The sequence below is a fragment of the Blastococcus sp. TML/C7B genome (assembly GCF_016612845.1).
Taxonomy (GTDB): Bacteria; Actinomycetota; Actinomycetes; order Mycobacteriales; family Geodermatophilaceae; genus Blastococcus.
Map to the genome: position 1 here is coordinate 453,940 of NZ_JAEOAA010000001.1, position 26,183 is coordinate 480,122.

Below are 26,183 nucleotides of genomic sequence, written 5' to 3' on the forward strand. Positions count from 1 at the left end.
GCCCGTGTCGGCGACCGCAACTCAGCAGTCGACCCCGGCGGGGCCGCCGTCCACACGCCGGCCGTTCTTCCACAGATGCGCCGGCGGCCGGTCGGACGAGGAGATCCTCCGACTCCTGACCGACAGAGCGGCTAGGACTCCACCGGCAGCAGACCTCGCGCCGCCGCTATGGCGACCGCCTCGGTGCGGCCGCCGGCGCCCAGCTTCGCCAGGATGTTGCTGACGTGCACGCTGGCCGTCTTCTCGCTGATGTAGAGCTCCGCGCCGACCTGCTTGTTCGTCCGGCCCAGCGCGAGCAGCCGCAGCACCTCGGCCTCGCGAGTGGTCAGCACCGCGCTCACCTCCACCGGCCGCACCCCGGCGACGTCGAGCCGGCCGCGGCGGGCCAGCGCCTCGAGCGCGGTCCGCAGCGGCTGCGCCCCCAACCGGACGGCGACCTCGTGCGCGAGCGCCACCTGCTCGGCCGCCCCCGCGCGGTCGCCGGCCGCCAGCAGCGCCTCGGCCAGCCGCCACCGGGACCGCGCCTGTTCGTAGACGTGCCCGAAGCCGAACGCCTCGACCGCCGCGCGCCACGGCTCGACCGCCGGCTCGTCCCGAACGCGGGCGGCCTCCGCCGCGACCCGGGCCAGCCACGCCCGCGCCTCGACGCCCATCGTGTCGCCGTACGTCCCGCGGTAGATCTCGACGGCGGAGTGCGCGGCCTCGACCAGCTCCTCGCCCTCGCCTCGCCAGCGGGCCTCGGCCTCGGCGTCGCCGCCCCTCCGCGCGGCGACGGCGGCATCGGCGACCGGTGCGAGCGCGCTGCCGGCCAGACGCAGCACGCCGAGGTGGTCGTCGTCCCACTCCTGCCGCAGCCGCCGGTAGCTCGCCAGCGCGACGTCGACGGCGTCCCGGGGCCGGCCCTCCCACGCGGCCAGGTCGATCTCCGAGCCCGCCGTGACCAGGTCGAGCAGCACGTGCGCGCTCAGCCGCGGGATCAGCCCACGGGCCCAGTCGATCCGCGCCCGGGCGGACGGATCGCCCCGGCCGACCAGCACGAGCAGCCCGTCGGCCCGCACGTGCGCGGACATGTCGGGCACGCGCGCCAGCACGTCGGCCTCGGCCAGGCTGCCGTCCCAGTCGCCGGCCATGTACAGCGCCGTCACGTGCAGGTGCCGCAGCTCGGCCGGGTAGTACGACCACTCGACGCCGAGGTCACGGGCCCGCCGGGTGCCCTGCCGCGTCCACTCCAGCGCCTCGGCGATGCACCCGGCCTCGAAGGTGACCGTCGCCAGGTTGAACAGCACCCGCATCTCGACCTCGACGTCGCCGGACCGGGCCGCCCGCGCCAGCGCCTCGTCCAGCCGCGCCCGCACCACGACGGGGTCGGCACCGGGCCGCGCCCGCACCTGGGTGACCGCGATGTCGGCCCACGCTCCGTCGAAGCCCAGCGCGTCCGCGGCCGCCAGGGCCTCCTCCGCCGTGGCGTCCGCCTCGTCCAGCCGGCCGACGGAGTAGCTCATCCGCGCGTGCGTCGCAGCCGCCCAGGTGCGCGCCTCCGACGGCGGCTGCGCGGGCACCAGCGCCATCGCCGCGGCGCTCTCTCGGTAGGCCCCCGCGTCGTCCTCGACCCGGACCATCGCCTGGGCCAGCGTGTAGTGGATCCGCGCCCGGACGGCGGGGTCGCCGTCGGGACCCAGCACCTGCAGCGCGGCCCGCAGCAGGGCGACGGCGCGGTGGGACTCCCCCACGGTGCGCGCGCTCGCCGCCGTCTCCAGCAGCAGCGCCGCCTGGTCGCGGCCCGCCCGCTCCTCGGCGTCCGGCACCGCCGACCACAGCGCCAGCGCCGCCTCCAGGTGCTGCAGCTGCTCGGCGGGGGCGCCGACACCGCGCGCCGCGGCCGCCGCCGCCAGGGACGCCTCGAACGCGCCCGGCAGGTCGTTGCTCTCCCGCGCGTGGTGGGCGCGCTCGGCCGCGGTGCCGGCGGCCGGGTCGCGGGCCAGGTAGGCGGCGATCTCCGCGTGCAGCCGCACCCGCTCCCCCGGCAGCAGGTCGGCCAGCACCGCCTCGCGGAGCAGCGCGTGCCGGAACCGGTAGCGGCCGTCGTCGGAGACCACCAGCAGGTAGTGGTGCACCGCCTCGGCGAGCGCGGCCTCCAGGTCGCCGTCCGCCAGTCCGCTGACCGCCGCCACCAGCTCGTGCCGCACCCGCCGGCCGGCGACGGCGGCGACCCGCACGACCTGCTGGGTCGCGGGCGAGCGCTGCTCCACGCGGGCGAGCAGCACGTCGGTCAGGCCCAGCGGCAGCACCTCCCCGTGCAGCCCCGCCGCCAGCAGCTCCTCGGCGTAGAAGGCGTTGCCCTCGGCCCGGGTGACGACGTCGTCGACGACGGAGTCGGGGAGCACCCCCGCGTCCGCCGCCAGCCGGCGCACCAGCGCGCCGACGTCGTCGTCCGGGAGCGGGCCGAGCTCCAGCCGCTCCACCGCGGGCAGCCGGACCAGCTCTGCGAGCAGCGGGCGCAGCGGGTGCCGCCGGTGCAGGTCGTCGGCGCGGTAGGAGGCGACCACCGCGACGCGCTCGTCGCTGAACCGGGCCAGCAGGTAGCGCAGCAGGTCGCGGCTCGACCGGTCGGCCCAGTGCACGTCCTCCAGCACCAGCAGCAGCGGCTCCTGCCCGGCGAGCTCGCAGACCAGGGCCGCGACCGCCTCGAACAGCTGGAGCCGGCCGTCGTCGACCGGCGGGGGCGCCGCGCGGTGCGGCAGCTCTCGCCCGAGATCGCGCGCCTCCGGCACCGCCGGCGGCGGCGCAGCCACCGGCCGGCCGGCGAACAGCGGGGCCAGGACGGCGCTCGTCGCCGCGACCGGGGCCGGCTCGGGATCGGCGGCCACCGGGCGCAGGAGGTCCACGAAGGGCAGGTAGGGCAGGCCGACGTCGCCCAGGTCGACGCAGTGCCCGGTGAGCACCCGGAACCCGCGCTGCTCGGCCCGGGCGGTGAGCTCGTCGAGCAGCCGGGTCTTCCCTACGCCCGCGTCGCCGGACAGGAGAACGGCCCCCGACCGCCCGGTGGCGGCGCGGTCGAGGGTCGCCAACAGGCGGGCGAGCTCGGCGGCCCGTCCCACCATCGGCGCGTCGTCCCGGTGCGGCACGGCGATGATCGTGGCACGGGCATCCGACGGGACCGAGCGGGTTCCGGGGCGCCCAGCGGCAGCGGCCGGCAGCGCCGGGGTGGTCAGCGCCGACGCCGGCGGGCGCGGAACCACGGGTTGGGCCGGGACCGGGTGCCGGCGCCGGCCGCGGTCAGCACCTCCCGCCGGTAGGCGAGCTCGGCCTCGAGCGCCGGGTTGCTGTAGTGCAGGGTGGTCATCGTCGTGCCTTCCGTCGTCCTCGGTTCGATGACGACGACGTTCGTGCTGAGGCCCCCTGTCCGGCATCGGTAGGTCACGCAGTTCCGCGGGCAGCCCGTCGTCTGAGGCCCTCAGACGGCACCCCCGTTCGGGGGACATCGGCGGCCCGGGCGGTTCCCGGCGGAGCCGGAGGGCAACCAGGCGTCCGCGGCGCCCGCCGTCGGCCCGGGTGCGCCCGGCCGCCAGCACAGGGAGTACGGCATGAGGCTCGGAACCGGCATCGTCCTGCTCGCGCTCGGCGCGATCCTGACCTTCGCCCTGGACGTGGACATCAGCGGCCTCGACCTGCAGGTGGTCGGGTGGATCCTCATGATCGTCGGCGCGCTGGGCATCGTCCTCGAGCTCGCCGTCTGGGGCCCGCGGCAGCGCCGGGTCACCCGCACCGACGCCTACGCCGAACCCGGCGCCGCGCCGGTGCGGCGCAGCACCACCGAGGAGACCTACTGACCGGCGCCTGACCACGACGACGAAGGGCCCCGTCCGCACGGACGGGGCCCGACGTGTGCGTGGAGGTCCGGACCGGGTGACGGCCGCCTCGCGGCGAAAAGCACAACACGGCTCCAGGCCCCCGACCGAGGTCGGGGCGGTAGTCCGTGAAGGCGTAACCAAATGGCACCCGGGGGCACGTGGCACCCGGCCCGGACCGCTCCCAGGGTACGCGCCGCTCCTCCGCGGTGCTGTCGTGAGCAGTCCTAGTTGAAGCCGCGGTCGTCCTGCTTCAGGGCGGTGTCGACGGTGAGCGCGGAGGCCAGCACCAGGCTGGCCAGCGGCTCCGGCAACCGGGCGTGCACGAGGACGACATAGCGGTCGGCCGTGGTGAACAGCGTGCGCGCCAGGCCCTCCCACTTCTTCGTGATCCGAGCGACCTCGGTGCCCGCCGCGTCGGTGATCGCGAAGTCCCAGGCCCGCCAGTTCTCCGCCTGGATGGCGCCGACCAGCTGGCCGCCGGACACGAGGTCGAAGCCGATCTTCCCGAAGACGTTCGCCTGCACGATCTCGCCGATCGGGCTGCCGTCCGGCCGCTGGACGACCACCCGCGACTTCACGAACTTCGCCGGTCGGGTCAGCACGAGGACCGGCCCGGTGGCGTCGCGCACCTCGAGCCGGTGGGTGAGGAACTGGTCGAGGTTGCTGAACAGCCGCACGGCCTTCTTCACCGCGCTCTGCCCGACCTGGACGACGGCGCCGATCTGGGTGCCCTGGCCGTCGAGCACGGCGTACTCGTTGGTGAGCTCGACGAGCTTGGTCTTCTGGTTCACCAGCAGGACCGGCTGCTCGTAGAGGGACGGGCCGGCGCCCCCGGGTGCCGGCGACGCCGCCGGCGGGGGCGGTGCTGCCTGCTGGACGTGCTCGGTCCAGCCCTGCCCGTCCCACCAGCGGGTGCCGGTCGCGCCGGAGGGATCGGGGTACCAGCCCGGAGGGGGCGGTGGCTGAGTCACGCGCGCACGGTAGCCGTCGGACGCCGGGACGCCGTCCTCCCTCACCGCAGCGCCTCCTCCCCCACGGTGCGCGCTGAGGGAGGACGCTCGACGATCAGGTGACCTGATCCCAGCGGGGGCGCCGTGCCAGACTCGGCGACGTGCCGCCGCTGACCGCCGTCGAGGAGCGGGTGCTGGCAGCGGTCGACGAGCGCTGGGTGGTCGAGCGGCTCTCCGCGCTGGTCCGCGTCCCGTCGGTGGGCGGTACCCCGGCCGAGAGCGAGATCCAGCACCTGCTGGCCGGCTGGCTCACCGAGCTGGGCTGCGACGTCGACCTGTGGCCGATCGACCTGGCCGAGGCGGCGCAGGCGGAGGACGCCCCCGGCCAGGAGGTCGAGCGGAGCGAGGCGTGGGGCGTGGTCGGCACGGTCCCCGGTGCCGACGACGGCACGCCCGCGCTGGTGCTCGCCGGCCACACCGACGTCGTCCCGCCCGGTGATCCGGCGCGCTGGCCCGGCGACCCGTTCGAGCCCCGGCTGGCCGGCGGCGAGCTGCACGGCCGCGGCGCGTGCGACATGAAGGCCGGCGTCGTCGCCTCGCTGGCCGCCGTCGCCGCCCTGGGGACGGCGGGGGTGCGGCTGCGCCGCCCGCTCGCGCTGCACGGCGTCGTCGGCGAGGAGGACGGCGGCCTGGGCGCCTGGGCCGCGCTGCGCCGCGGGCACACCGGCGACCTGTGCGTCATCCCCGAGCCGACGGCGGGTGCGGTCGTCACCGCGCACGCGGGCGCGCTCACCTTCCGGCTGGAGGTGACCGGGCGGGCCGCGCACGCTGCGATGCGCGACCGCGGGGTGAGCGCCGTCGAGCTGTTCGCCGTCGTCCACGCGGGGCTGCTGGAGTTCGAGGCCGAGCGGCAGCGGGACGCCGATCCGCGGTTCGGCGACGCGCGCTTCCCGTACGGCCTGTCGATCGGGCGGGTGCAGGCCGGCGACTGGGCCAGCTCCGTGCCCGACCGGCTCACCGCCGAGGGCCGCTACGGGGTTCGGATCGGCGAACCGGTCGCGCAGGCGAAGCGGGCGTTCGCTCGACGGCTGACCGCGATCTGCGCGGCGCACCCGTGGCTGGCCGAGCACCCCGTCGGTCTGGCCTGGACCGGCGGCGCGTTCGCCAGCGGCGCGCTGCCCGAGGGTTCCCCGCTGCTGCCCGCCGTCCGCGGCGCGGTCGAGGACGCCGGCGGCGGGGTGCCGCCCGAGCGGGCGCTCCCGGCCGGCGCACCGATCTCCGGCTCTACGCCGCCGCGGCCGTCCCGACCTTGCACTTCGGCCCCGGGGACCTGCACCTCGCGCACGGCCCCGACGAGCGGGTGCCGATCGCCGAGGTCGTCACCGCGGCCCGCGCCTTCGCGCTGCTCGCGCTGCGCACCTGCGGGTTCCGATGAGCGTCGACTTCCCGGCCTGGGCGGCGCTGGCCGGCGACTCCCCCACCTCGCGCACCGAGTGGGCAGCCCTCGTCCGCGCCTGGGGCGAGCCGCACCGCCGCTACCACGACCTCGCCCACCTGGCCGCCGTCCTCGGCATCGTCGAGCAGCTGGCCGACGCCGCGAGCGACCCGGACGCGGTGCGGCTCGCCGCCTGGTACCACGACGTCGTCTACGACCCGACGCGGAACGACAACGAGGCGGTGAGCGCCGGGCGGGCCCGGGCCGGGCTGCGCGGGCTGGTCCCCGACGAGCGGATCGCCGAGGTGGAGCGCCTGGTGCTGCTCACCGCCGGGGCACGCCGTCGAGCCCGGCGACGCCAACGGCGCGGTGCTCTGCGACGCAGATCTGGCGGTGCTCGCCTCCCCGCCGGAGGCCTACGCCGCCTACGCCTCGGCGGTGCGCGAGGAGTACGGCCACGTGCCCGACGAGCAGTTCACCGCCGGCCGGATCGCCGTCCTCGAGCAGCTGCTCGCGCTGCCCCGGCTCTACCGGCTGCCCGCGGTCGCGGGCACCTGGGAGCCGAGGGCGCGGGCGAACCTGGCCGCCGAGATCAGCCTGCTGCGGGCCCGCGCGGCTTCCGGACCCGCAACCCCGCCGCCAGCAGCCGGCTGAGCAGCTCCCGGCACTCGACCGGCGTCGCCCCGGCCGAGACCGCGACGTCGTACAGGTCCTCCGGGACGTCGTAGTGGTCGCCCTGGAACGCCCGCCGCGGGATGCCCAGCTCGACCTCGACGAAGGCGTGCAGCTCCTCGTAGGACACGTCGCTGACCAGGTGCGACCAGCGTCGGCCCCGCCACGGCCACACGGGGGTGTCGATCAGCACGGTCACCGTGCCAGTCTGCCCGCCATGGCGCCCGAGCACCCGGAAGTCCAGGTCTCGCCGATCTTCCCGGTCACCGACCTGCCCCGGGCGCTGGCGCACTACGCCGCCCTGGGCTGGTCGGTGTCGGCCCACGACGACGGCTACGGCTTCGCGGCGTGGGCCGGGGTCGAGCTGCACCTCGTCGTCACGGAGGGGCACGACCCGCTGCGCACCGCGGCTGCCGCCTACCTGCACGTGCCCGACGCCGACGCCCTCGCGCAGCGCTGGGCCGGCGTCCCGCGGACGACCACCCCGGTCGACACGGACTACGGCCTGCGCGAGGGCGCGCACGTCGACCCGGACGGCAACCTGCTCCGTTTCGGCTCCCCGCTACCGTCGGCCCGGTGACCACCGAGATCCGCTGGGGCGTCGTCGGGCCGGGCCGCATCGCGGAGAGCGTGCTGCCGGACTTCGCGCACGTCCCGGACGCCCGCGTCGTGGCCGTCGCCTCCCGGTCCCAGGACCGCGCCGACGCGTTCGCCGCCCGGCACGGCATCGACCGCGCGCACGGCTCGTACGCCGCGATCCTCTCCGACCCGGACGTCGACGTCCTGTACGTCGCGACCCCGCACGCCCAGCACGCCGCCTTCGCCGCCGCCGCCCTGCGCGCGGGGAAGGCCCTGCTGGTGGAGAAGTCGTTCACCGCCACTCCCGCGGGGGCCCGCGGGGTCGTCGCCCTCGCCCGCGAGACCGGCGTCTTCGCCATGGAGGCGATGTGGACCCGCTTCCAGCCGGCGGTCGTCGCGCTGCGCGAGCTGGTCGCCGACGGCGCGATCGGCGAGGTGCGCTCGGTGCAGGCCGACCTCGGCGTCGCCCGCGAGTACGACCCGGCCGACCGGCTCTTCGCCCTCGAGCTCGGCGGGGGCGCGCTGCTCGACCTGGGCGTCTACGTCGTCTCCTTCGCCCAGATGCTGCTCGGGACGCCGGACACCCGTGACGGCCACCGGCTCGCGCTACGAGACCGGCGCCGACGCCGAGGCCGGCCTGCTGCTGGGATACGACGACGGCAGGAGCGCCACGCTGCTCACGTCGTTGCGGCAGGCGCTGCCCGGCCAGGCGCGGGTGTTCGGGACGACGGGCTGGATCGACGTCCTCCCGCGATTCCACCACCCGGCCACGATCGTGCTGCACCGCGCCGGCGCGGAGCCCGAGACGATCACCCGCCCCCCGGCCGGCGCCGGGTACTCCCACGAGCTGATCGAGGTGGTCGAGTGCCTGCGCGCCGGCCGCACCGAGAGCGCGGTGATGCCGCTGGCCGACACGCTCGCCGTCCAGGACGTGCTGGGCCGGGCCGCGGACCAGCTCGGGGTACAGCACGCCGAGGACCCGGACTTCTAGCCCTTCGGCACGGGGACCGGCCACGCGGCGCCGGTCGCCTGCTCGGCGGTGGGCACGCGGGTCGTCGTCCCCCCGGCCCGGCGGACGGCGTCGGCGAAGCGCACCGCATCGATGACGGCGTTGCAGCCCGGATCGTTGTTGAAGTACACGAGGACGTCGGCGTCGCCGTAGGTGCCGACCACCCGCTCGGCCCAGAGCTCCAGGGTCTGCGCGCGGTACCCCCAGCCCTCGAAGCCGTGGTGGAAGCGCAGGTAGCCCCACTCGGCGGTGCGCCACAGCGGGGCGATCGGCTGCTCGTCGCGGTCGGCCCAGCACAGCGCGGCTCCGTAGCGCTCCAGCAGCGCGCGGACCTCGTCGGTCCACCACGACTCGTGCCGCGGCTCGACCGCCACCCGCGTGCCGGGCGGGAACTGCGCGAGGCACTCGCGCAGCAGCTCGGGATCGGCCTTCAGCGTGGGCGGCAGCTGCAGCAGGATCGTGTCGAGCTTGTCGCCCAGGCCCGCCGCGCGCTCCATCAGCCGGCCGACCGGCTCCTCGGGCTCGCGCAGCCGCTTCATGTGGGTGAGGAACCGGCTGGCCTTGACCGCCCACCGGAACTCCGGCGGGGTGCGGTCGCGCCACTGCTCGAAGGTCGCCCGCTCGGGCAGCCGGTAGAAGGCGTTGTTGCTCTCGACGGTGGCGAAGTGCTCGACGTAGTGCTCGAGCCACAGCCGCTGGGCGAGCTTCGGCGGGTAGAAGGCGCCGCGCCAGTCGCGGTACTGCCACCCCGACGTCCCGATGATCACCGTCACCGACGCCGCCTACCCGGCGCGACCGGCTGCGACGCCTCCGCCGCACAAGGGCCCGTCGTCCCCAACTGCGGGGAAGTTGGCCCCTCGGGCACCGCTGAGAGCCCTGTTTCCCCGCAGTTGCGCGGGAGGCAGGGCCCGGGAACGCCGACAGGGGCGGCCCGCTCGGAAGCGGACCGCCCCTGCCGGGCAGTGCGTTGTGCCAGGGGGCTGGACTCAGAAGTCCATGCCGCCCATGCCACCCATGTCGCCGGCGCCGGCGGCCGGGGCGTTCTTCTCCGGCTTGTCGGCGATGACGGCCTCGGTGGTGAGGAAGAGCGCCGCGATGGAGGCGGCGTTCTGCAGCGCGGAGCGGGTCACCTTGGCGGGGTCGATGATCCCGGCGGCGATCAGGTCCACGTACTCGCCGGTGGCGGCGTTGAGGCCGTGCCCGGTGTCGGAGTTGCGGACCTTCTCCGCCACGACGCCGCCCTCGAGGCCGGCGTTGACGGCGATCTGCTTCAGCGGCGCCTCGAGCGCGACGCGCACGATGTTGGCACCGGTGGCCTCGTCACCCTCGAGCTCGAGCTTGTCGAACGCGACAGCCGTGGCCTGCGCGAGAGCGACGCCACCACCGGCGACGATGCCCTCCTCGACGGCGGCCTTGGCGTTGCGCACGGCGTCCTCGATGCGGTGCTTGCGCTCCTTGAGCTCGACCTCGGTCGCGGCGCCGGCCTTGATGACGGCGACGCCACCGGCCAGCTTGGCCAGGCGCTCCTGCAGCTTCTCGCGGTCGTAGTCGGAGTCCGACTTCTCGATCTCGGCGCGGATCTGGTTGACCCGGCCCTGGATCTGGTCGGCGTCCCCGGCACCCTCGACGATCGTCGTCTCGTCCTTGGTGACGACGACCTTGCGGGCGCGGCCGAGCAGCTCGAGGTCGGCGTTGTCGAGCTTGAGGCCGACCTCCTCGCTGATGACCTGGCCACCGGTGAGGATGGCGATGTCGGTCAGCATGGCCTTGCGGCGGTCACCGAAGCCCGGGGCCTTGACGGCGACGGACTTGAAGGTGCCACGGATCTTGTTCACGACCAGGGTCGCGAGGGCCTCGCCCTCGACGTCCTCGGCGATGATCGCCAGCGGCTTGCCCGACTGCATGACCTTCTCCAGCAGCGGGAGCAGGTCCTTGACGGTGCTGATCTTCGAGTTGACGACGAGCACGTACGGGTCGTCGAGGACGGCCTCCATGCGCTCGGTGTCGGTCACGAAGTAGGGCGAGATGTAGCCCTTGTCGAAGCGCATGCCCTCGGTGAGCTCGAGCTCGAGGCCGAAGGTGTTGCTCTCCTCGACGGTGATGACGCCTTCCTTGCCGACCTTGTCCATCGCCTCGGCGATGAGCTCGCCGATGGCCGGGTCAGCGGCGGAGATCGAGGCGGTGGCCGCGATCTGCTCCTTGGTCTCGACGTCCTTGGCGGTCGAGAGGAGGTACTCGCTGACCGACGCGACGGCGGCCTCGATGCCCTTCTTCAGGGCCATCGGGTTGGCGCCGGCGGCGACGTTGCGCAGACCCTCGCGCACGAGCGCCTGGGCCAGCACGGTGGCGGTGGTCGTGCCGTCACCCGCGACGTCGTCGGTCTTCTTGGCGACCTCCTTGACGAGCTCGGCCCCGATCTTCTCCCACGGGTCCTCGAGCTCGATCTCCTTGGCGATGCTCACACCATCGTTGGTGATGGTGGGCGCGCCCCACTTCTTCTCAAGAACGACGTTCCGGCCACGGGGGCCGAGGGTCACCTTGACGGCGTCGGCGAGGGTGTTCATGCCCCGCTCGAGGCCGCGGCGCGCCTCTTCGTTGAACGCGATCATCTTGGCCATGTGGTGATGTCCTCCGAGCATGGATCGCTGCACGGCCGGGTGGGTGCCCGCGACGGACGACACCGGGGGACGCGGACTCCCTTGCGTCCGCGCGCCAGTGCCTCACCGTTCCGACCTGATTGGCACTCGGGAGCCCCGAGTGCCAGAAACGAGTCTGGCACTCGACCCTGGCGAGTGCAAGGAGGGGTCCCCCGGAACGCCGGAGGCCCGGCCCCTCGCGGGGACCGGGCCTCCGGGTCGTGCCGGCGTTCTCAGGCGCTGCGCACCGCGTCGGCCTGCGGGCCCTTGGCCCCCTGGACGACCTCGAACTCGACGCGCTGGCCCTCGTCGAGGGACTTGTAGCCGTCCATCTGGATGGCCGAGTAGTGGACGAAGACGTCCTGGCCGCCGTCGACGGCGATGAAGCCGAAGCCCTTCTCGGCGTTGAACCACTTCACGGTGCCCTGTGCCACGTGTGCTCCCACGTTTCGTGCATGCGGTCGTCCCATCCTGATGAACGGACGAGGTCTCGCTCTTCCGCCCGCGAACACGAACATGGAGGTCGAACCGGGCGGAAAGGTACAGCAGAGTGACGTGGCACACACGCATTTCGGGCACGACTCGTTGCCGGATCCGGCGAACGGTGTCACCTGAACCGGTGACACCGTCCGCGGTCAGCCGATCAGACCGGCCTGGCGGGCCGACTTCAGCGAGGGCTCGACGGTGTGCGTCGGGCCGACGACCGGCTCCAGCGGGTCGAGGGTCTTGAGCCCCTCCCCGGTGTTGAGGACGACGGTCTCCTTCGCCGGGTCCAGCCGCCCGTTCCCCACCAGCTGCCGCAGCACGGCGACGGTGACGCCGCCCGCGGTCTCGGCGAAGACGCCGGTGGTGCGGGCGAGGTCGCGGATGCCCTGGACGATCTCGTCGTCGCCCACCCGGCCCACGGCGCCCCCGGTGCGGCGGATCGCGTCGAGCGCGTACGGGCCGTCGGCGGGGTTGCCGATGTTGAGCGACTTGGCGATCCCGGTCGGCTTGACCGGCTTCACGACGTCCCAGCCGTTGTCGAAGGCCGTGGCGATCGGGTCGCAGCCGGCCGACTGCGCGCCGAAGATCGTCCACTCGGTGGCCTCGACGATGCCGGCGGCGGTGAGCTCGCGGAAGGCCTTGTCCACCTTGGTGAGCAGCGAGCCCGAGGCCATCGGGATGACGACCTGCGCGGGGATCCGCCAGCCCAGCTGCTCGGCCAGCTCGTAGCCCATCGTCTTGGAGCCCTCGGCGTAGTAGGGCCGCACGTTCTGGTTGACGAAGGCGGTGTCCTCGAACTCGTCGGTCTCGGCGAGCTCGCTGGTCAGCCGGTTGACGTCGTCGTAGGAGCCGTCGACGGCGACCAGCGTCTGCCCGTACACCGCCGACTGCACGATCTTGCCCGGCTCCAGGTCGGAGGGGACGAACACGAACGAGGGCAGACCCATGCGCGCGGCGTGCGCGGCCACGGAGTTGGCCAGGTTGCCGGTCGAGGCGGCGGCGATCTTCGTGTAGCCCAGCCCCTTGGCCGCGGTGGCGGCGAGGCTGACCACGCGGTCCTTGAAGGAGTGCGTGGGGTTGGCCGAATCGTCCTTCACCCAGAGCCCGCCGGTGAGGCCCAGCTCCTCGGCCAGCCGGTCGGCGCGGACCAGCGGCGTCATCCCCGGGTCGAGCGAGACGCGGGAGGCCGGGTCCTGGCCGACCGGCAGCAGCGCGACGTAGCGCCAGATGTTCTGCGGCCCCGCCTCGATCTGCTCCCGGGTCACCGCCTTCATCAGCTCGGGGTCGTAGTCGACCTCCAGCGGCCCGAAGCACTCGGCGCAGGCGTGCTCGGCGATGAGACCGAAGGTGGCGCCGCAGTTGCGGCAGATCAGCCCGCGCGCGGGGCAGGGCGGCACCGGGCCACCGGCGTGCGAGTCGGCCTGGAGAGAACCGGGAGCGGTCAGAGTCATGCGACGACTACCTCCTCATCTTCCCCGCGTCGGGCCGTCGAGCCGCGCGGGACGGAATTGGCACCTCCCGCTGCAGACGTGCGCGCAGTCGGCGGTTGCCGGGGCTTCATCGGGCCGTGTCCCTCTGCCCCTCTGGATGAGTGAACGACCGAACTCTACCCACCGGGCGGCCGGTAGCGAGCGGCGGACAGGATGGGGCGCGTGGCAGCACGCATCGTCTACACCGATCTCGACGGCACGATGGTGGGGCCGCGGGGGTCGTTCTGGCACACCGCCGGCCGCGATCTGACCGCCGACCCGGCGACGGCGCTGCTGGAGCTGCACCGCGCCGGGATCCCGTTGGTGCTGGTCAGCGGCCGGACGCTGGACCAGGTGGTGGAGGCCGGCCGGATCTTCGCCGCCGACGGCGCGATCGCCGAGCTGGGCGCGACGGTCAGCTGGGACGGCGGCCGGGAGCGCCGGCAGCTCACCGGCGAGCTGCCCGCCGAGCACGAGGGGCGCACGCCCATGGAGGCCATGGCCGCGCTCGGCGTCGTCGAGGAGTTGATGGCAGCGCACCCCGGCCGGCTGGAGTGGCACGCGCCGTGGCACGCCACGCACGAGACCGACGCGCTGCTCCGCGGCCGGGTGGACGCCCGCGCCGTCGACACCTGGCTGGCCGAGCGCGGCCTGGGCTGGCTGACCCTCAACGACAACGGCGCGATCCAGCGGACGTCGCGGATGACGCTGGCCCCCGATCCCGCGCCGCCGCGGGTCTACCACCTCATGCCGCGCGGGATCTCCAAGGGCGCCGCCATCGCCTGGGACCTCGAGCGCCGCGGCATCGACCCGGCCGACGCGGTGGCGATCGGCGACAGCACCAGCGACCTGGACATGGCCGCCGCCGTCGGCCGGCTGTGGATCACCGCCAACGGCGCGGCGGTCGACGGGATGGCCGACCGGATCGCCGCCGTCCCGAACGCCGCGGTGACCGGGGCGCCCATGGGCGAGGGCTGGGCGCAGGCGGTGCGGGCGAGCCTCTGAGCGCGCGGGTCACCGGTCCAGCGGCCGCACGACCCGGCGGCACCGGCGGCAGGCCGCCGTCCCGTCGGGACGCAGCGGGCCGAAGCGGTGCCCGCGCCACCAGCAGACCAGGCGCGCACGCACCGTGCTGGGCGGGGTCACGCCGGGCAAGCTAGCTGGTCACGTCGCGGCGGGCGAAGGCGCGGAAGCCCAGCGCGGTGAACAGCGCCGCGTAGACCAGGGACTGCACGACGCCGCGGAACAGGTCGCCGTCCTGGACCGGGGTCTGCAGCAGGTCGACCCAGGCGAACTCGCCGGCGGTCGGGAACCAGTCGCGCAGCGAGCCCAGCTGCTCGACCTGGTCGAGGATGGCGAAGACGAACATGGTGAACACCGCGCCGCCGACGGCGGCCAGCGGCGCATCGGTGATCGTGGAGAACCAGAACGCCAGGGTGCCCACGACCAGCAGGTGGACGGCGAGGTAGCCGAGCATCCCGGCCCAGCCGCACGAACCCCTCCCCCTGCGCCAGCGTCACGCCGATCGGGGTCTCGACGGCGCCGAACCCGAAGGCGATCGAGCCGGCCACCACCGCGACGGCGGTGAGCGTCAGCAGCGCACCCACCGACAGCACCAGCGCGGCCAGCCACTTCTGCCGGAGCAGCCGCATCCGCGGCACCGGCGTCGCGAGCGTGTAGCGCAGCGCGCCCCACTGCGCCTCGCTGGCCACGGTGTCGCCGAAGAACAGCGCGAAGACGACGACGAGGAAGAAGCCGGTGGTCGCGAAGAGCACGAACAGGGTGAAGTTCAGCCCGCTGGCGGTGGCGACGTCGACCAGGTTGATCCGGTCGTTCCCGCGGGCGTTCTCGCTCGCCCCCAGCTGCAGCGCGGCGATGAGCAGCAGCGGCAGCGCGGCCATGAGCGCCAGCACGCCGAGCGTCCGGCGCCGGGCGAACTGGCGGCGCAGCTCGACGGTCAGCCGCAGCGTGCGCGAGGGCCGGTAGCCCTGGACCGCGCCGCTGGCCTGGACCCCCGGGGCAGAAATGGCCATTTCTGCCCTGTCGTCGGTGCTCATGACTCCCCCACCAGCGCCAGGAAGGCGTCCTCGAGCCGGCGCCGCGGCGTGAACTGGTCGACCGCGATGCCGGCCGCCACCAGCGCCTGCAGCGCCGCGGCGCGGCCGTGGCCGTCCAGGTCGGCCACGAGCCCGTCGTCGGTCCGCGCGGCGGTCACCCCGGGCAGGCCCTCCAGGACGGCGATCGCCCGGTCGGTGTCGGCCTCGGCCACCCCGACGAGCACCGCGCCGCCCACGCCGACGATCTCCTCGACCGTGCCCTGCGCGATCTTCCGGCCCTTCGCCATGACGACGACGTGGCTGCAGGTCTGCTCGATCTCGCTGAGCAGGTGGCTGGAGACGATGACCGTGCGCCCGGTCGCGGCGTAGGAGCGCAGCACCTCGCGCATCGCGTGGATCTGCGGCGGGTCAAGCCCGTTGGTCGGCTCGTCGAGCACCAGCAGGTCGGGGAGCCCGAGCATCGCCTGGGCGATCGCGACGCGCTGCCGCATGCCCTGGCTGTACCGGCGGACCGGCCGGTCGAGCGCGGCACCGAGGCCCGCGACCTCGATCGCCTCCTCCATGTGCGCATCCTCCGCCGGGCGGCCGGTCGCGGCCCAGTACAGCCGGAGGTTCTCCCGGCCGGACAGGTGCGGCAGCAGGCCGGTGCCCTCGACGAACGAGCCCAGCCGGGACAGCACCGGGGCGCCCGGGCCGGCGGCGTGACCGAAGACGCTGATCCGCCCCTCCGTCGGCCGGATGAGCCCCATCAGCATGCGCAGCGACGTCGTCTTGCCCGCGCCGTTCGGGCCGAGCAGGCCCAGCACCTGTCCCCGGCGGACCTCGAAGGAGAGGTCGCGGACGGCGACGAACCCGTCGCCGTAGGCCTTGGTCACGCCCTCGAAGCGCAGCGGCACGTCCTCGCCGCCCGGCTCCACCGCGTTGACCCGGCGGTCGCGGCGCCGCGCGAGCAGCACCGCGGCGCCCCACCCGAGCAGCCCGAGGGCGGCGAGCGCGCCGAGCAGCACCCACCAGCGGCCGGCGCCACCGGCCGCCTCGGTGCGCCCCTCGACCCGGGGCACGCTCACGCCGGCCGCGGGGTCGGCGAGCGCCACCGAGTGGACGGCGGGCTCGACGGGGACGGCGAATCCCTGGTCGGTGGAGGAGACGACCAGCCGCATCACGTGGCCGGCCTCGAACCGGTGCACGAACGCCGGCAGGGTCACCTCGACGCGGGTGGGGGCCGCCGGGTCCGCAGACAGGCCGGTGAGCCGCACCGGCGCGACCAACCGGGCCGGCAGCGTCGTCGACCCGTCGGGGCCGACGTCGTACAGCTTGGCGAAGAGGGTGGCCGAGCCGCCGGCCGACGACACGTCCAGCGCCACCGACGGAGCGCCGACCACCTCGACCGCGCTGTCCAGCGGTGCGGTCTCGAAGCGCGCGGACTGGCCGGGGATCTCCAGCGTCGAACCACCGAGCGCCGCGGTCAGCGCGCCCAGCCCCGGCACCGTGGTGAGCGCGGCGGGCGTGCCGCCGGCCGGGTTGGCGACGGGCTGGAGCGCGCCGCCGAGCGCGAACGAGGTCCGCCGCACCGGCTCGGCCCCGTCCAGCCCCGGGTAGGCGTCGGCGGTCACCGTGCGGCTGCTGCCCTGGACCCGGCCGACGGTGCCCGCCGTCCCGAGCCCGGTGGGGGCGGGGAACTCGAAGCCGGCCGTACCGCCGTCGCGGCCGCGCAGGTGGACGTCGAACCAGTCCGCGACCTGGGCCCGCAGCTCCCCGGCGAGGCGGTCCGACGCCGGGGCGTCGTGCCCGCCCGCGTACCAGACGACCTTCACCGGGGTGCCGTTCGCGGCGATGCCGCGGGCGTTGGCGTCGGCCTGGCCGAGCCCGAAGAGCGAGTCCTGGGTGCCCTGGACCAGCAGCGTGGGCGCGGTGATCCGGTCGAGCACGCCGGCCGGGCTGCCCCGGTCCAGCACGGCGGCCGCCTCGGGCGTGAGCACGCCGGTGGCGGCGGCGGACTCGTAGGCCGCGCACACCTCCGGGCGGAAGCGGCCGCAGGTCAGGGCCTGCGTGACGTCCTCGACGTCGACGTCGGCGGGCGCGGGACCGTCCCCGCCCGCTCCCCCGAGCAGGTCGAGCAGGCCGCCGGACGGCGCCGCCCCGAGCCCGAAGAAGAGCCCGGACCACAGCCGCTTGTAGACGCCGGACCCGTCGCCCTGGGGGGTGGCGGCCGGCGTGCCGCCGGGCACCTCGCCGAGCTGGGAGGGGAACAGCGCCGAGGTGAGCGAGTGCCAGGTGATCTGCGGTGCGATCGCGTCGATGCGGTCGTCGTAGGCGGCGCCGAGCAGGGCCAGCGCACCGCCGTACGAGGCGCCGGCGACGCCGACCCGCGGGTCGCCGTCGGCGTCCTGGACGACGTCGTCGCGCTCGGCGAGGACGTCGATCAGCGCGGAGAGGTCGGCGACCTCGTAGCGGGGGTCGTCCAGCCCGATCAGGCCGGTGCTCTCGCCGAACCCGCGCGCCGAGAAGGTGAGGACGACGTAGCCGCGCTCGGCCAGCGCCTGGGCGTCGTCGGCCACCGACTCCTTGCTGCCGCCGAAGCCGTGCGCCAGCACCACGGCCGGGGCCGGGCGGTCGGTCGCCGGGAGGTGGAGCGTGGTGTCGAGCTCGACGGCGTCGGCACCGGAGCCCGCCGGGACCCGCGCCTCCTCGGTGCGCACCTCGTCGGCCGCCGCCGCGGGGGCGGTGCCGACGACGAGGCCGGAGACCAGCAGGGGCAGCAGGACGGCGAGCGCACCCCGGGCGCCGGAGCGCGGGCGCACGGGCCCGCGGGAGCGACGCACGAAGCGGCCAACGGACGACGCGCGGTGGGGGTTCCGCGCGCCGCTCGCGGCTGGGGTCAGGGCTTCCAGTCGCCGGCGGCGACGATGACCAGGCTCGGCGTGGTGACCTCGGCGGGCAGCTCGAAGAACCGCGGCGCCGGGCCCGCCAGCTGGGGGAACTGCTCGACCAGCTGGAGTGCGGCCTGGTACTGGGTGTCGTCGCCCTCGGTGTAGAAGACGGTGCTGGCCGAGACGTCGTCGCCCTCGTAGGCGCCGACGCCCGCGGACTCCCAGCCGCCGGCCTCGACGACGCCGGAGATCTTCGCGGCCAGGCCGGTGACGGTGGTGGCGTTGAGCGTCACCAGGGGCACGCGGACCGGGGTGGTGACGGTCGGCTCGACCGGGGCGGCGTCGATCTCGAGCTCCGGCAGCGGGGCCAGGGGCGCGATCGGCGCGACGGGGGCCGGCGTCGTCGCGGTGGAGGCGCCGGCCTCGCTCGTCTGCGGCGAGGTGAACTGGTAGACGCCCAGCACGCCGAGCGCGACGACGGCCATGGCGACCAGGCCCGTGGCGACGCGGCGGGGCGCGCGGCGGGGCTCCTCGTCGAGCAGCGCGACCCCGCTGTCCTTGGCGGCCTTGAGGCGGGCGGCCTCGGCGGCCTGCCGCTCGGCGCGCAGCGCGGCGCGGCCGCCGACGGGGCGGGCGGGCGAGCGCTCGGCGCGGGGGGCCGGGATCTCCTCGGAGAAGTTCCCGATGTCGGAGAGGTCCTCGTCGCGGGCGTCCGCGTCGCGGCGGGTGACCGAGCGCTCGGGGATGGCGGTGGTGGCCGGGGCCGCGGCGACGGCGGGAGCGGGCGGCTGGTCGGCCGGCTGGTCACCGGAGCGGGAGGGCTTGGTCCAGTCGCCGTAGCGGGAGTCGGAGGCGCCGGCGGTCTGCCGCGGGAGGCGCGGGGCGGGCTCTCCGGTGCGGAGGCCGGTGGGGCCGGTGCTGGAGGCCAAGGGCTCGGCGTCCGCGGTCCAGATGCTCTTGCGGCGGGCGGCGGCCGCCTCGGCGGCGCGCAGGCTCTCGGCCAGCGGGCCGGCGGTCACCGGCCCGGCCGCGCGGGGGGCGGCGGACACCGGAGCGGCGGACACCGGGGCAGCGGGCGCCGGGGCGGCGGCCGGTCGGCCGGAGGCCGGGACGGGGGGCAGCGGGAGTCGCGAGCGGGACATCTGGCCGGGGGCGTCCCCGGGGCGGTTGGCCACGGCGGCAGCGGTGGGACGGCGCGACGGGGCGGCGTCGAGGCGGGCGCGCTCGCGGCCCGGGGCGGTCGGGGGGTCGCTCAGGCCGGCGTCCGGGACCCCCCGCCACAGCGCATCGGGCGCGTCGGTCCGACGCCGTCCACCGATGACGGGAGAGCCCGTTCCGTCACTGCCTGATCCCGCGTGCCTGCCCACGGTGACCGAATCTAATGCTTGTAACTCTCCTTGCCCAGAACCCGGGACGGACGCGTCCGTTGCCGCGCCGCCCGCACCCGGCGCAGCCGCCGGACGAGCAGGGGATCCGCCGCCAGGGCGGCCGGACGGTCGACCAGCGCGTTGAGCACCTGGTAGTAGCGGGTCGGGCTCAGCTCGAAGTGATCGCGGATCGCCGTCTCCTTGGCGCCGGGCACCCGCCACCACTGCCGCTCGAACGCCAGCATCTCCTGCTCGCGCGCCGAGAGATCCGGCCCGCCGACCTGCGACGACACGGCCGCGGGCGCCTCGGCGGCGTCGTCCTCCGCGCCCGCGGCGGGCGCCGCGGAGAGGTCGGTGCTCATGCTCGGTGCAGCTCCTCCCGGACCCGGCGGCCCGTGGTCCGGGCGGCTCGGGAGGAACGCTAGCGGCGACCTCCGACAGTTCCGGGCGCCTCCCGCGGCGCTGCGGCGGAGGGCGGCGGAGGTCACAACCCGGCGGGCGCGACCTCCGGAACCGACCGGCGTGTCCCTGCACGGGCGTGTCGCAGGGTGTCCGCCGTGAAGACCGCCAGCGCCACCCAGACGATGGCGAAACCGGCCAGCCGCGCCGGCGGCATCGGCTCGTCGTAGACGAAGACGCCGACCGACAACTGCATCAGCGGCGTGACGTACTGGAGCAGCCCGACGGTCGACAGCGGGATGCGCCGGGCCGCGGCGGCGAACAGCAGCAGCGGGACGGCGGTGGCGATCCCGGAGCTCACCAGCAGCAGCGCCTGGCCCGTGCCGGCGGAGCCGAAGGTCCCCGACCCGTCGGCGTGCAGGAAGGCCAGGAACCCGAGGGCGGGCAGCGTGACCAGCGCCGTCTCGATCAGCAGCCCGGGCGCGGCCTCCACGCGGACCAGCTTCTTCATCAGCCCGTAGAGGCCGAAGCTGGCCGCGAGCCCCAGCGCGATCCACGGTGGCCGGCCGTAGTCGACGGTCAGCACGGCGACCGCGACCGCCGCGATGCCGACGGCGACCCACTGCAGCCGGCGCAACTGCTCGCCGAAGACGACCACGCCGAGCAGGACGCTCACCAGCGGGTTGATGAAGTAGCCGAGCGAGGTCTCGACGACGTGCCCGGAGTTCACCCCGTAGACGAAGATCAGCCAGTTCGCCGCGATCAGCACCGCGGCCCCGGCGAGGACGAGCACCGTGCGCCGGTCGGTGACCGCGGCGCGGACGTGACCCCAGCGACGGGCCGCGGTCAGCAGCAGCGCGACGAACAGCAGGGACCAGACCACGCGGTGCGCGACGATCTCGACGCCGCCCGCCGGTTCCAGCAGCGGGAAGTACAGCGGGAACAGGCCCCACATCGAGTAGGCGGCCAGCCCGGAGGCCACTCCCAGGCGACGGTCGTCCACGGGCCGCCACCGTACGCCCGGCGCGCCTACCGTCGGAGGCGTGCACGCAGAACGGCCCAACCCGGCGCAGTGGGTCTGGTATGCGCTCGGCGGCGGCCTCCCCCGGCGGCTCTCGCCGTGGGTGCTGGCCGACACGACCCGGCGCACCTGGATCTGGCGGCACTTCACGCGGGCGGTCGTGCAGATGCTGCCGTTGATCGCGCTCTGCCTGATCGTTCCGCCGGTCGCGCTGTCCTACCGGCTGTCGGCCGCGTTCGGCGGGCTGCTCATCGGGCTGCTCTTCTCGATGGCCTTCATGACCGAGACGATCGAGCACCGGGTCGTGAAGGCCGGCTACCCGCCGGGGACGGCGGCCCGGGTGCGCGAGGAGCGCGCCGAGCGGGACCGCATCGAGCGCAGGGCGCGCTACCGCCGGGACGGCGCCGGCAGCTTCGACTGAGCCGGTCGCCCGGGCATCGAGCCGACGAGGGGACTTGAACCCCTAACCGCCCGATTACAAGTCGGGTGCGCTACCAATTGCGCCACGTCGGCGGGACATGGGACAGGTCCCCCGACCAGCATAGGGAGCGTGCAGCGCACCGTTCAGGGGCGCGCGTCCAGCACCAGGTTGAACGGGGTCTCGGTGGCCCGCCGCACACGGGTGAACCCGGCCTCGCCGAGCAACGACGCGAGCCGCGCCTCGCCGGCCTGCGCGCCGAGCGCCGTCCCCGGTTCGCCGCTCTTCGAGTGCGCCACGCAGATCACCGTGGATGCCCCGTAGAAGAGCCGGCCGACGGGGTTGAGGTTGTCTTCCAGCCGGTCACCGGCGAACGGCTCGACCAGGAGGAACACGCCGTCGTCGGCGAGCGCCTCCCGGACGTGCCGGGCGGCGCCGAGCGGGTCGGGCATGTCGTGGAGCGCATCGAAGACGGCGACCAGGTCGTAGCCCTCGCCGGGGAAGGACGCGGCGCTGGCCACCTCGAAGGAGACCCGGCCGTCGAGCCCGGCGTCCGCGGCCCGTTTGCGCGCCTGCTCGATCGACGGCTCGTGGTAGTCGAAGCCGACGACGCGGGACTCCGGGTAGGCCTGCGCGAGCAGCAGCGTCGAGGAGCCGTGACCGCAGCCGATGTCGGCGACGTCCGCCCCCGCCCGGAGCCGGTCCTCGACGCCGTCGAGCGCGGGGATCCACGAGGAGACCAGGTTCGCCACGTACCCGGGGCGGAAGAAGCGCTCGGTGCCCTCGAACAGCATCGGGTCCTGGGCGTGCCAGGGGAAACCGTCACCGGCGCGGAAGGCCTCGGTGATCGTGTCGAGGTTGACGCCGGCCGCCAGCGGGATGAGGAAGGCGGCGGCCGCCTGCATGCCGGCCGGGTCCGCGAGCACGAAGGCCTGCTCCTCGGTCAGCGAAAACGTCCCGTCCGCGGGGTCGTAGGTCACGTAGCCGCCGGCCGCCTGCGTGGACAGCCACTCGCGCACGTACCGCTCGTCGACGCCCGCCTCGCGGGCGACCTCCGCCGGCCCGGCCGGCATCACCGCCAGCAGCGCCCGGTAGAGCCCGAGCCGGTCGCCGATGACCGCCCCCAGCGCCTGGAAGCTGGCCCCCACGTCGACGACGAACCGCCCGAGCAGCTCGTTCATCCTGGCCTCGTCCACGGTCATGGCGACTCCCAGCGGAGGAGCGGACCCCGTGGCGGTCCACTGTCCCGCCGGGTGGCGGCCCGGTGCCAGGGACGCAGGTCCCTACGCCGGCCGCCACCGGTAGCGGACGTCGGGCTCGCGCTCCTCGTTGCCCGACCCGTCGGTGCGCTCGACGGCGACGAACCCGTGCCGCTCGTAGAACCGCTGCGCGGGGCGGTTGACCCGGAAGGTCCACAGCTCCAGCCCACCGGGGTAGCGCTCCTGCGCCAGCGCCACGCACCGATCGCCGATCCCCCGGCCGCGGGACGCCGGCGCGAGGTAGAGCTGGTCGATCCACCCCGGGGAGAGCGCGAGGACGCCGACGACCGCGCCGCCGCTCTCGGCCACCCAGGTGTCCTCCCCCGGCACGACGACGTCGCGGATCCACCGCCGGACGTCGTCGTCGCCGTGCGCCCGGCGCACGGTGGGCAGCGCGGCGGCGAAGGAGCTCAGCCAGACCTCCGCGACGTCCGCGGCGTCGGCCGCCCGGGCGCGGCGCAGGACCACGTCGTCGGCCGTCATGCGGAGCAGGCTGCACCGGTCCGCAGCGGGGCGCGACCGGTTTCCGGCCGCGGGTCAGGCGGCCTCGGTGCCCGCCGCCGGGTGGTCGCGGACGTGCTCCGCCGGATCGTCTGGCCGCCTCCGGGCCGCCGGCCAGCCACCGCGCCACGCCCGCCGGGTCGCGCCGCTCCAGCTCGTCGAGGAGCTCCTCCCGCCGCGCCACGACCGCCCGCCGCACGACCGGGTCCAGGCGGGCGTCGAGCAGTGCGGTGCTGCGCACCCACTCCTCGCCCAGGGCGGGTGTGCTCAACCCGCCCACCGGCGGCACGAGGAGCGCCGATCCGGCAGGCGCGGGACGACGGGCGGGGGTGGGGCGGGCCGACACGGGACGGGGACGCGTGGCCGCGTGCGGCGGGTCCTCGGCGCGGTGCAGCCGCACCGCCAGCACGACGGCCCCGACCACGGCACCGGTGAGGACGGCGACCAGACCACCGGCCAGCGCGGCGGTCCCGGCGAGCACCAGCAGCACCCCGGCCGTCCAGCCGGCCGCCCGGGGGCCCGCGTCGACGGCCGTCCCCCGCTGCGCGCCGCCCGCCTCCCGGACCACCCCGGCGCTGGTGACCCCGACCACCGCCGCCACGACCAGCACCGAGACCAGGCCCGGCACGCCGAGCGCCAGAGCACCCACCACCGCCAGGACGGCGCCGACGGGGACGGCGACCACGAGGGCCGACCGGAGGAACGGAGCGGGCACGGGCGGCCTCCGCGGTGCGCCGGGACGGGAACGGCGCCCGCAGCGGGCGCCGGTGCGGGCGCACTACCCCCGCCCCGCCCGTTATGCACGGGCTCCCGGGGTGTCGCGCAGCGCCCGGGTCGGAGCCGACGCGGCCGCCGGGCAGGATCCACGCCCGTGGGCTCCTCCGTCGTCGACCCGGACCTCCGGCTGGCCCTCGTCCTCGTCGCGCTGACCGCCCTGGCCGCCACGGCCGGTCACCTCTCCGGCCTCGGCGAGGGGCGGCCGATCCTCGTCGCGGCGGTCCGCGCCACGGTGCAGCTGGCCGCGGTCTCGGCGGTCCTGCTCGCCGTCGTCGGGTCGTTGCTGCTGTCCGCGGCGTTCGTCCTGCTCATGACCGGCCGTCGCCGCGGTCACCGCCGCCGGGCGGGTGACCGGGCGGCCGCTGCGCTCCCCCGGCGCGCGCGAGCGGCTGCTGTCCACCGTGCTGCCGATCGCCGGCGGCGCCGCGCCGGTCGTGCTCCTCGTGCTGGCCAGCGGGACGGTGCCCTTCCGCGGCGAGTCGGTCATCCCCATCGCCGGCATCCTCATCGGCGGCGCCATGACCGCGACCTCGCTCGCCGGGCGCCGGCTGCGGGAGGAGCTGGAGCAGCGGCGGGGCGAGGTGGAGGCCGCGCTCGCACTGGGCTTCCTCCCGCGCGAGGCGGTGCTGTTCGTCATCCGCCCCGCGGCCGCCTCGGCGCTCGTCCCGCCGCTGGACCAGACCCGCACCGTCGGCCTGGTCACCCTGCCCGGCGCCTTCGTCGGCGTCCTGCTCGGTGGCGGGACGCCGCTGGAGGCCGGTGCCGCCCAGCTGCTCGTGCTCGTCGGGCTGCTCGCCGCGGAGACGCTGGCGGTCTGGGCCGTCACCGAGCTGGTGGGGCACGGGGCATTGCTGGACGACGTCCCGCGTTGACCCGTCCAGGCAGCTCACAGGCAGCCTCCAGCCGCGCGCCAGTGCGGGGCTGGACAGTGGGACCGTCGCGCCGGCCGGACGGCCGCGCGGAGGGAGGAGTCGACCAGTGAGCGCACACGGATCCTCGGGTACCGGCCCGGAGCCCGCGGACGGCGGCGCCGGCGGGCAGTCCCTGCCCGGGCAGCAGCCTCCCGCCCGCCCGCAGCCCTACGGCGCCCCCTACGGGCAGCCGCACCAGGGCCAGCCGCAGTACGGGCAGCAGCCCTACGGCCAACCGTCGTACGGGCCCCCCGCCTACGGCCAGCAGCCCTACTGGGGCCCGCCGCGCCAGGTCACCACGCCCGTCCCGGCCCCCGCCGGGACGGGCGGCCTCGGCGGCCCGCCGCCCGGCGCTCCCGCCGGGGATCCCGGTGCCGCGCCCGAGCCCACGCCGGCCGCCCGCCGGTCCGGCCGGCTGCGCATCGGCCTGGCCGGGCTGGTCGCCGGCGCGCTGATCGGCGGCGCCGCCGGTGCCGGCGTCGCGGCGCTGGACGACGGCGGCGGCAGCTCCGGCAACTCGCCCGCGGCCGCGCAGAACGTCGTCATCCGCAACCCCGAGTCGGCGACCACCGCCACCGCGGCCGCCGCCAAGGCCGCGCCCAGCGTGGTCACCGTCTACGTGACCAGCCGGACCAGCGCGGGTAGCGGCTCGGGCGTCGTCCTCACCGAGGACGGCTACGTCCTCACCAACAACCACGTCGTCGAGGCCGAGGGCGGCACAGTCCAGGTGCGCACCTCCGACGGCACGCTCTACGACGCCGAGGTGGTCGGCACCGACCCGGCCTCCGACATCGCCGTTGTCAAGCTGGCGGACGCCTCCGGGCTCACCCCGGCCACCTTCGCCGACTCCGACGACGTCCAGGTGGGCGACGTCGCCGTCGCCATCGGTGCCCCGCTGGGCCTGTCCAACACGGTCACCGACGGCATCATCAGCGCCACCGGGCGTGCCGTGCAGACCGGCTCCTCGCAGGACGACGCCACCGTCATCGACGCGATCCAGACCGACGCGGCGATCAACCCCGGCAACTCCGGCGGCGCGCTGGTCAACGGCGCCGGCGAGGTCATCGGCATCAACACCGCGATCGCCACGGTCGCCTCCGGCAGCGTCGGCGGCGACGCGCAGAGCGGCAACATCGGCGTCGGCTTCGCCATCCCGAGCAACACCGCCAAGCGGATCGGGGACGAGATCCGGGAGACCGGCAAGGCCACCCGCGCCTACCTGGGGGTCCGCGCCACCACCGCCTCCGGCGGGGCCAGCAGCGAGGTCGGCAACGGCGCCGAGGTCGTCAGCGTCGAGCCCGACAGCGCCGCCGCGGACGCCGGCATCGTCCCCGGCGACGTCGTCACCGCCGTCGGCAAGCGCCCCGTGACCACCTCCACCGAGCTGACCGCGGCGGTGCGCAGCGAGGCGCCGGGCTCGAAGGTCGAGCTCACCGTCCGCCGGGACGGCGGCGACCGCACCGTCGAGGTCACCCTCGGCACCACCGGCTGAGCCGCGGAGGCAGGAGGGCAGGCG

At 75.5% G+C, this 26,183-nt stretch carries 25 protein-coding genes, 1 tRNA gene, 4 pseudogenes and 1 riboswitch; of the genes and pseudogenes, 12 read left to right on the top strand and 18 right to left on the bottom strand.

The window, feature by feature from the left end; all coding sequences use genetic code 11:
• Nucleotides 1-131 precede the first annotated feature (131 nt).
• On the bottom strand, nucleotides 132-3,125 hold the full coding sequence (locus JKP76_RS22880; protein ID WP_309232805.1) for an AAA family ATPase: 2,994 nt from the start codon (nucleotides 3,123-3,125) through the stop codon (nucleotides 132-134).
• A gap of 83 nt (nucleotides 3,126-3,208) precedes the next feature.
• Complete coding sequence (locus JKP76_RS22015; protein ID WP_255522496.1) at nucleotides 3,209-3,343, bottom strand: hypothetical protein; 135 nt, start codon at nucleotides 3,341-3,343, stop codon at nucleotides 3,209-3,211.
• Nucleotides 3,344-3,584: 241 nt separating this feature from the next.
• On the opposite strand from JKP76_RS22015, the gene JKP76_RS02270 reads away from it, so the two are divergent.
• Nucleotides 3,585-3,830, top strand: coding sequence for a DUF6458 family protein (locus tag JKP76_RS02270; RefSeq protein ID WP_200489387.1), 246 nt, complete (start codon nucleotides 3,585-3,587; stop codon nucleotides 3,828-3,830).
• A 245-nt stretch (nucleotides 3,831-4,075) separates the two neighbouring features.
• Here JKP76_RS02270 and JKP76_RS02275 read toward each other — a convergent pair whose 3' ends face one another.
• Nucleotides 4,076-4,822, bottom strand: a complete 747-nt coding sequence (locus tag JKP76_RS02275) for a phospholipid scramblase-related protein (RefSeq protein ID WP_200489388.1) — start codon at nucleotides 4,820-4,822, stop codon at nucleotides 4,076-4,078.
• 440 nt (nucleotides 4,823-5,262) lie between these two features.
• Here JKP76_RS02275 and JKP76_RS20055 point away from each other — a divergent pair.
• From JKP76_RS20055 to JKP76_RS20060, 3 genes and pseudogenes are all read left to right on the top strand, one after another.
• A pseudogene (locus JKP76_RS20055) lies at nucleotides 5,263-5,844 on the top strand (M20/M25/M40 family metallo-hydrolase); the annotation flags it as partial.
• 266 nt (nucleotides 5,845-6,110) lie between these two features.
• Nucleotides 6,111-6,236, top strand: a complete 126-nt coding sequence (locus JKP76_RS22020; RefSeq protein ID WP_255522497.1) for a hypothetical protein — start codon at nucleotides 6,111-6,113, stop codon at nucleotides 6,234-6,236.
• 369 nt (nucleotides 6,237-6,605) lie between these two features.
• On the top strand, nucleotides 6,606-6,890 hold the full coding sequence (locus JKP76_RS20060; RefSeq protein WP_242471157.1) for a hypothetical protein: 285 nt from the start codon (nucleotides 6,606-6,608) through the stop codon (nucleotides 6,888-6,890).
• Here the strand turns inward: JKP76_RS20060 and JKP76_RS02290 are convergent.
• Complete coding sequence (locus JKP76_RS02290; RefSeq protein ID WP_200489389.1) at nucleotides 6,829-7,107, bottom strand: DUF4031 domain-containing protein; 279 nt, start codon at nucleotides 7,105-7,107, stop codon at nucleotides 6,829-6,831. The genes JKP76_RS20060 and JKP76_RS02290 overlap by 62 nt on opposite strands.
• Before the next feature lie 18 nt (nucleotides 7,108-7,125).
• Between JKP76_RS02290 and JKP76_RS20065 the strand changes: the two genes are divergently transcribed.
• The 3 genes and pseudogenes from JKP76_RS20065 (at nucleotide 7,126) to JKP76_RS20075 (ending at nucleotide 8,478) form a co-directional block, all read left to right on the top strand.
• Nucleotides 7,126-7,488, top strand: a complete 363-nt coding sequence (locus JKP76_RS20065) for a VOC family protein (RefSeq protein ID WP_200489390.1) — start codon at nucleotides 7,126-7,128, stop codon at nucleotides 7,486-7,488.
• A gap of 50 nt (nucleotides 7,489-7,538) precedes the next feature.
• Nucleotides 7,539-8,012: pseudogene (locus JKP76_RS23780) on the top strand (Gfo/Idh/MocA family protein); the annotation flags it as partial.
• Nucleotides 8,013-8,073: 61 nt separating this feature from the next.
• A complete protein-coding gene (locus JKP76_RS20075; protein WP_242471158.1) occupies nucleotides 8,074-8,478 on the top strand; it encodes a hypothetical protein in 405 nt (134 codons plus the stop codon).
• Here the strand turns inward: JKP76_RS20075 and JKP76_RS02305 are convergent.
• The 4 genes from JKP76_RS02305 to thrC all read right to left on the bottom strand — a co-directional run bounded on the left by JKP76_RS02305 (nucleotide 8,475) and on the right by thrC (nucleotide 13,069).
• Nucleotides 8,475-9,269 carry a DUF72 domain-containing protein gene (locus JKP76_RS02305; RefSeq protein WP_200489391.1) on the bottom strand — a complete coding sequence of 265 codons (795 nt, stop codon included), beginning with the start codon at nucleotides 9,267-9,269 and terminating at the stop codon, nucleotides 8,475-8,477. The genes JKP76_RS20075 and JKP76_RS02305 overlap by 4 nt on opposite strands.
• Before the next feature lie 213 nt (nucleotides 9,270-9,482).
• A complete protein-coding gene (gene groL, locus JKP76_RS02310; protein WP_200489392.1) occupies nucleotides 9,483-11,114 on the bottom strand; it encodes a chaperonin GroEL in 1,632 nt (543 codons plus the stop codon).
• 251 nt (nucleotides 11,115-11,365) lie between these two features.
• Nucleotides 11,366-11,566, bottom strand: coding sequence for a cold-shock protein (locus JKP76_RS02315; RefSeq protein WP_040337424.1), 201 nt, complete (start codon nucleotides 11,564-11,566; stop codon nucleotides 11,366-11,368).
• Between the two features lie 201 nt (nucleotides 11,567-11,767).
• On the bottom strand, nucleotides 11,768-13,069 hold the full coding sequence (gene thrC, locus JKP76_RS02320) for a threonine synthase (RefSeq protein ID WP_200489393.1): 1,302 nt from the start codon (nucleotides 13,067-13,069) through the stop codon (nucleotides 11,768-11,770).
• A gap of 12 nt (nucleotides 13,070-13,081) precedes the next feature.
• Nucleotides 13,082-13,212, bottom strand: a riboswitch (SAM riboswitch).
• 49 nt (nucleotides 13,213-13,261) lie between these two features.
• On the opposite strand from thrC, the gene JKP76_RS02325 reads away from it, so the two are divergent.
• Entirely contained in the window at nucleotides 13,262-14,092 is an 831-nt protein-coding gene (locus JKP76_RS02325) for an HAD family hydrolase (RefSeq protein ID WP_207168206.1), read from the top strand.
• A gap of 9 nt (nucleotides 14,093-14,101) precedes the next feature.
• Here the strand turns inward: JKP76_RS02325 and JKP76_RS22025 are convergent, their stop codons facing one another.
• The 7 genes and pseudogenes from JKP76_RS22025 to rarD all read right to left on the bottom strand — a co-directional run bounded on the left by JKP76_RS22025 (nucleotide 14,102) and on the right by rarD (nucleotide 20,783).
• Entirely contained in the window at nucleotides 14,102-14,233 is a 132-nt protein-coding gene (locus JKP76_RS22025; protein ID WP_255522498.1) for a hypothetical protein, read from the bottom strand.
• Nucleotides 14,234-14,243: 10 nt separating this feature from the next.
• Nucleotides 14,244-14,564, bottom strand: coding sequence for a hypothetical protein (locus JKP76_RS20080; RefSeq protein WP_242471926.1), 321 nt, complete (start codon nucleotides 14,562-14,564; stop codon nucleotides 14,244-14,246).
• A gap of 133 nt (nucleotides 14,565-14,697) precedes the next feature.
• Nucleotides 14,698-15,144: pseudogene (locus JKP76_RS20085) on the bottom strand (ABC transporter permease subunit); the annotation flags it as partial.
• On the bottom strand, nucleotides 15,141-17,945 hold the full coding sequence (locus JKP76_RS02335; protein ID WP_309232807.1) for an alpha/beta fold hydrolase: 2,805 nt from the start codon (nucleotides 17,943-17,945) through the stop codon (nucleotides 15,141-15,143). The gene JKP76_RS02335 and the pseudogene JKP76_RS20085, both read right to left, overlap by 4 nt.
• A 77-nt stretch (nucleotides 17,946-18,022) precedes the next feature.
• On the bottom strand, nucleotides 18,023-19,189 hold the full coding sequence (locus JKP76_RS23150; RefSeq protein WP_200489396.1) for a LytR C-terminal domain-containing protein: 1,167 nt from the start codon (nucleotides 19,187-19,189) through the stop codon (nucleotides 18,023-18,025).
• A 203-nt stretch (nucleotides 19,190-19,392) separates the two neighbouring features.
• On the bottom strand, nucleotides 19,393-19,743 hold the full coding sequence (locus JKP76_RS02345; RefSeq protein ID WP_200489397.1) for a DUF3263 domain-containing protein: 351 nt from the start codon (nucleotides 19,741-19,743) through the stop codon (nucleotides 19,393-19,395).
• A gap of 122 nt (nucleotides 19,744-19,865) precedes the next feature.
• On the bottom strand, nucleotides 19,866-20,783 hold the full coding sequence (gene rarD, locus JKP76_RS02350; RefSeq protein WP_200489398.1) for an EamA family transporter RarD: 918 nt from the start codon (nucleotides 20,781-20,783) through the stop codon (nucleotides 19,866-19,868).
• Nucleotides 20,784-20,823: 40 nt separating this feature from the next.
• Here rarD and JKP76_RS02355 point away from each other — a divergent pair, with 40 nt between their 5' ends.
• Nucleotides 20,824-21,222: a DUF5313 family protein gene (locus JKP76_RS02355; protein ID WP_200489399.1), complete on the top strand. Its 399-nt coding sequence runs from the start codon at nucleotides 20,824-20,826 to the stop codon at nucleotides 21,220-21,222.
• A 19-nt stretch (nucleotides 21,223-21,241) separates the two neighbouring features.
• On the opposite strand, the gene JKP76_RS02360 is transcribed toward JKP76_RS02355, so the two are convergent.
• The 3 genes from JKP76_RS02360 to JKP76_RS02370 all read right to left on the bottom strand — a co-directional run bounded on the left by JKP76_RS02360 (nucleotide 21,242) and on the right by JKP76_RS02370 (nucleotide 22,961).
• Nucleotides 21,242-21,314 (bottom strand) — tRNA-Thr (locus tag JKP76_RS02360).
• 51 nt (nucleotides 21,315-21,365) lie between these two features.
• Nucleotides 21,366-22,421, bottom strand: coding sequence for a trans-aconitate 2-methyltransferase (locus tag JKP76_RS02365; RefSeq protein ID WP_200489400.1), 1,056 nt, complete (start codon nucleotides 22,419-22,421; stop codon nucleotides 21,366-21,368).
• 81 nt (nucleotides 22,422-22,502) lie between these two features.
• Nucleotides 22,503-22,961 carry a GNAT family N-acetyltransferase gene (locus tag JKP76_RS02370; protein WP_200489401.1) on the bottom strand — a complete coding sequence of 153 codons (459 nt, stop codon included), beginning with the start codon at nucleotides 22,959-22,961 and terminating at the stop codon, nucleotides 22,503-22,505.
• Here JKP76_RS02370 and JKP76_RS22885 point away from each other — a divergent pair.
• The 3 genes and pseudogenes from JKP76_RS22885 to JKP76_RS02380 all read left to right on the top strand — a co-directional run.
• Nucleotides 22,960-24,012, top strand: a pseudogene (locus JKP76_RS22885) (hypothetical protein); the annotation flags it as partial. The gene JKP76_RS02370 and the pseudogene JKP76_RS22885 sit on opposite strands and share 2 nt — an antisense overlap.
• A gap of 91 nt (nucleotides 24,013-24,103) precedes the next feature.
• The gene (locus tag JKP76_RS22030; protein WP_309232808.1) at nucleotides 24,104-24,628 is read left to right on the top strand and encodes an ABC transporter permease; all 525 of its coding nucleotides are present in this window, start codon (nucleotides 24,104-24,106) and stop codon (nucleotides 24,626-24,628) included.
• A 106-nt stretch (nucleotides 24,629-24,734) separates the two neighbouring features.
• Complete coding sequence (locus tag JKP76_RS02380) at nucleotides 24,735-26,159, top strand: trypsin-like peptidase domain-containing protein (RefSeq protein WP_309229434.1); 1,425 nt, start codon at nucleotides 24,735-24,737, stop codon at nucleotides 26,157-26,159.
• Nucleotides 26,160-26,183: the final 24 nt, after the last annotated feature.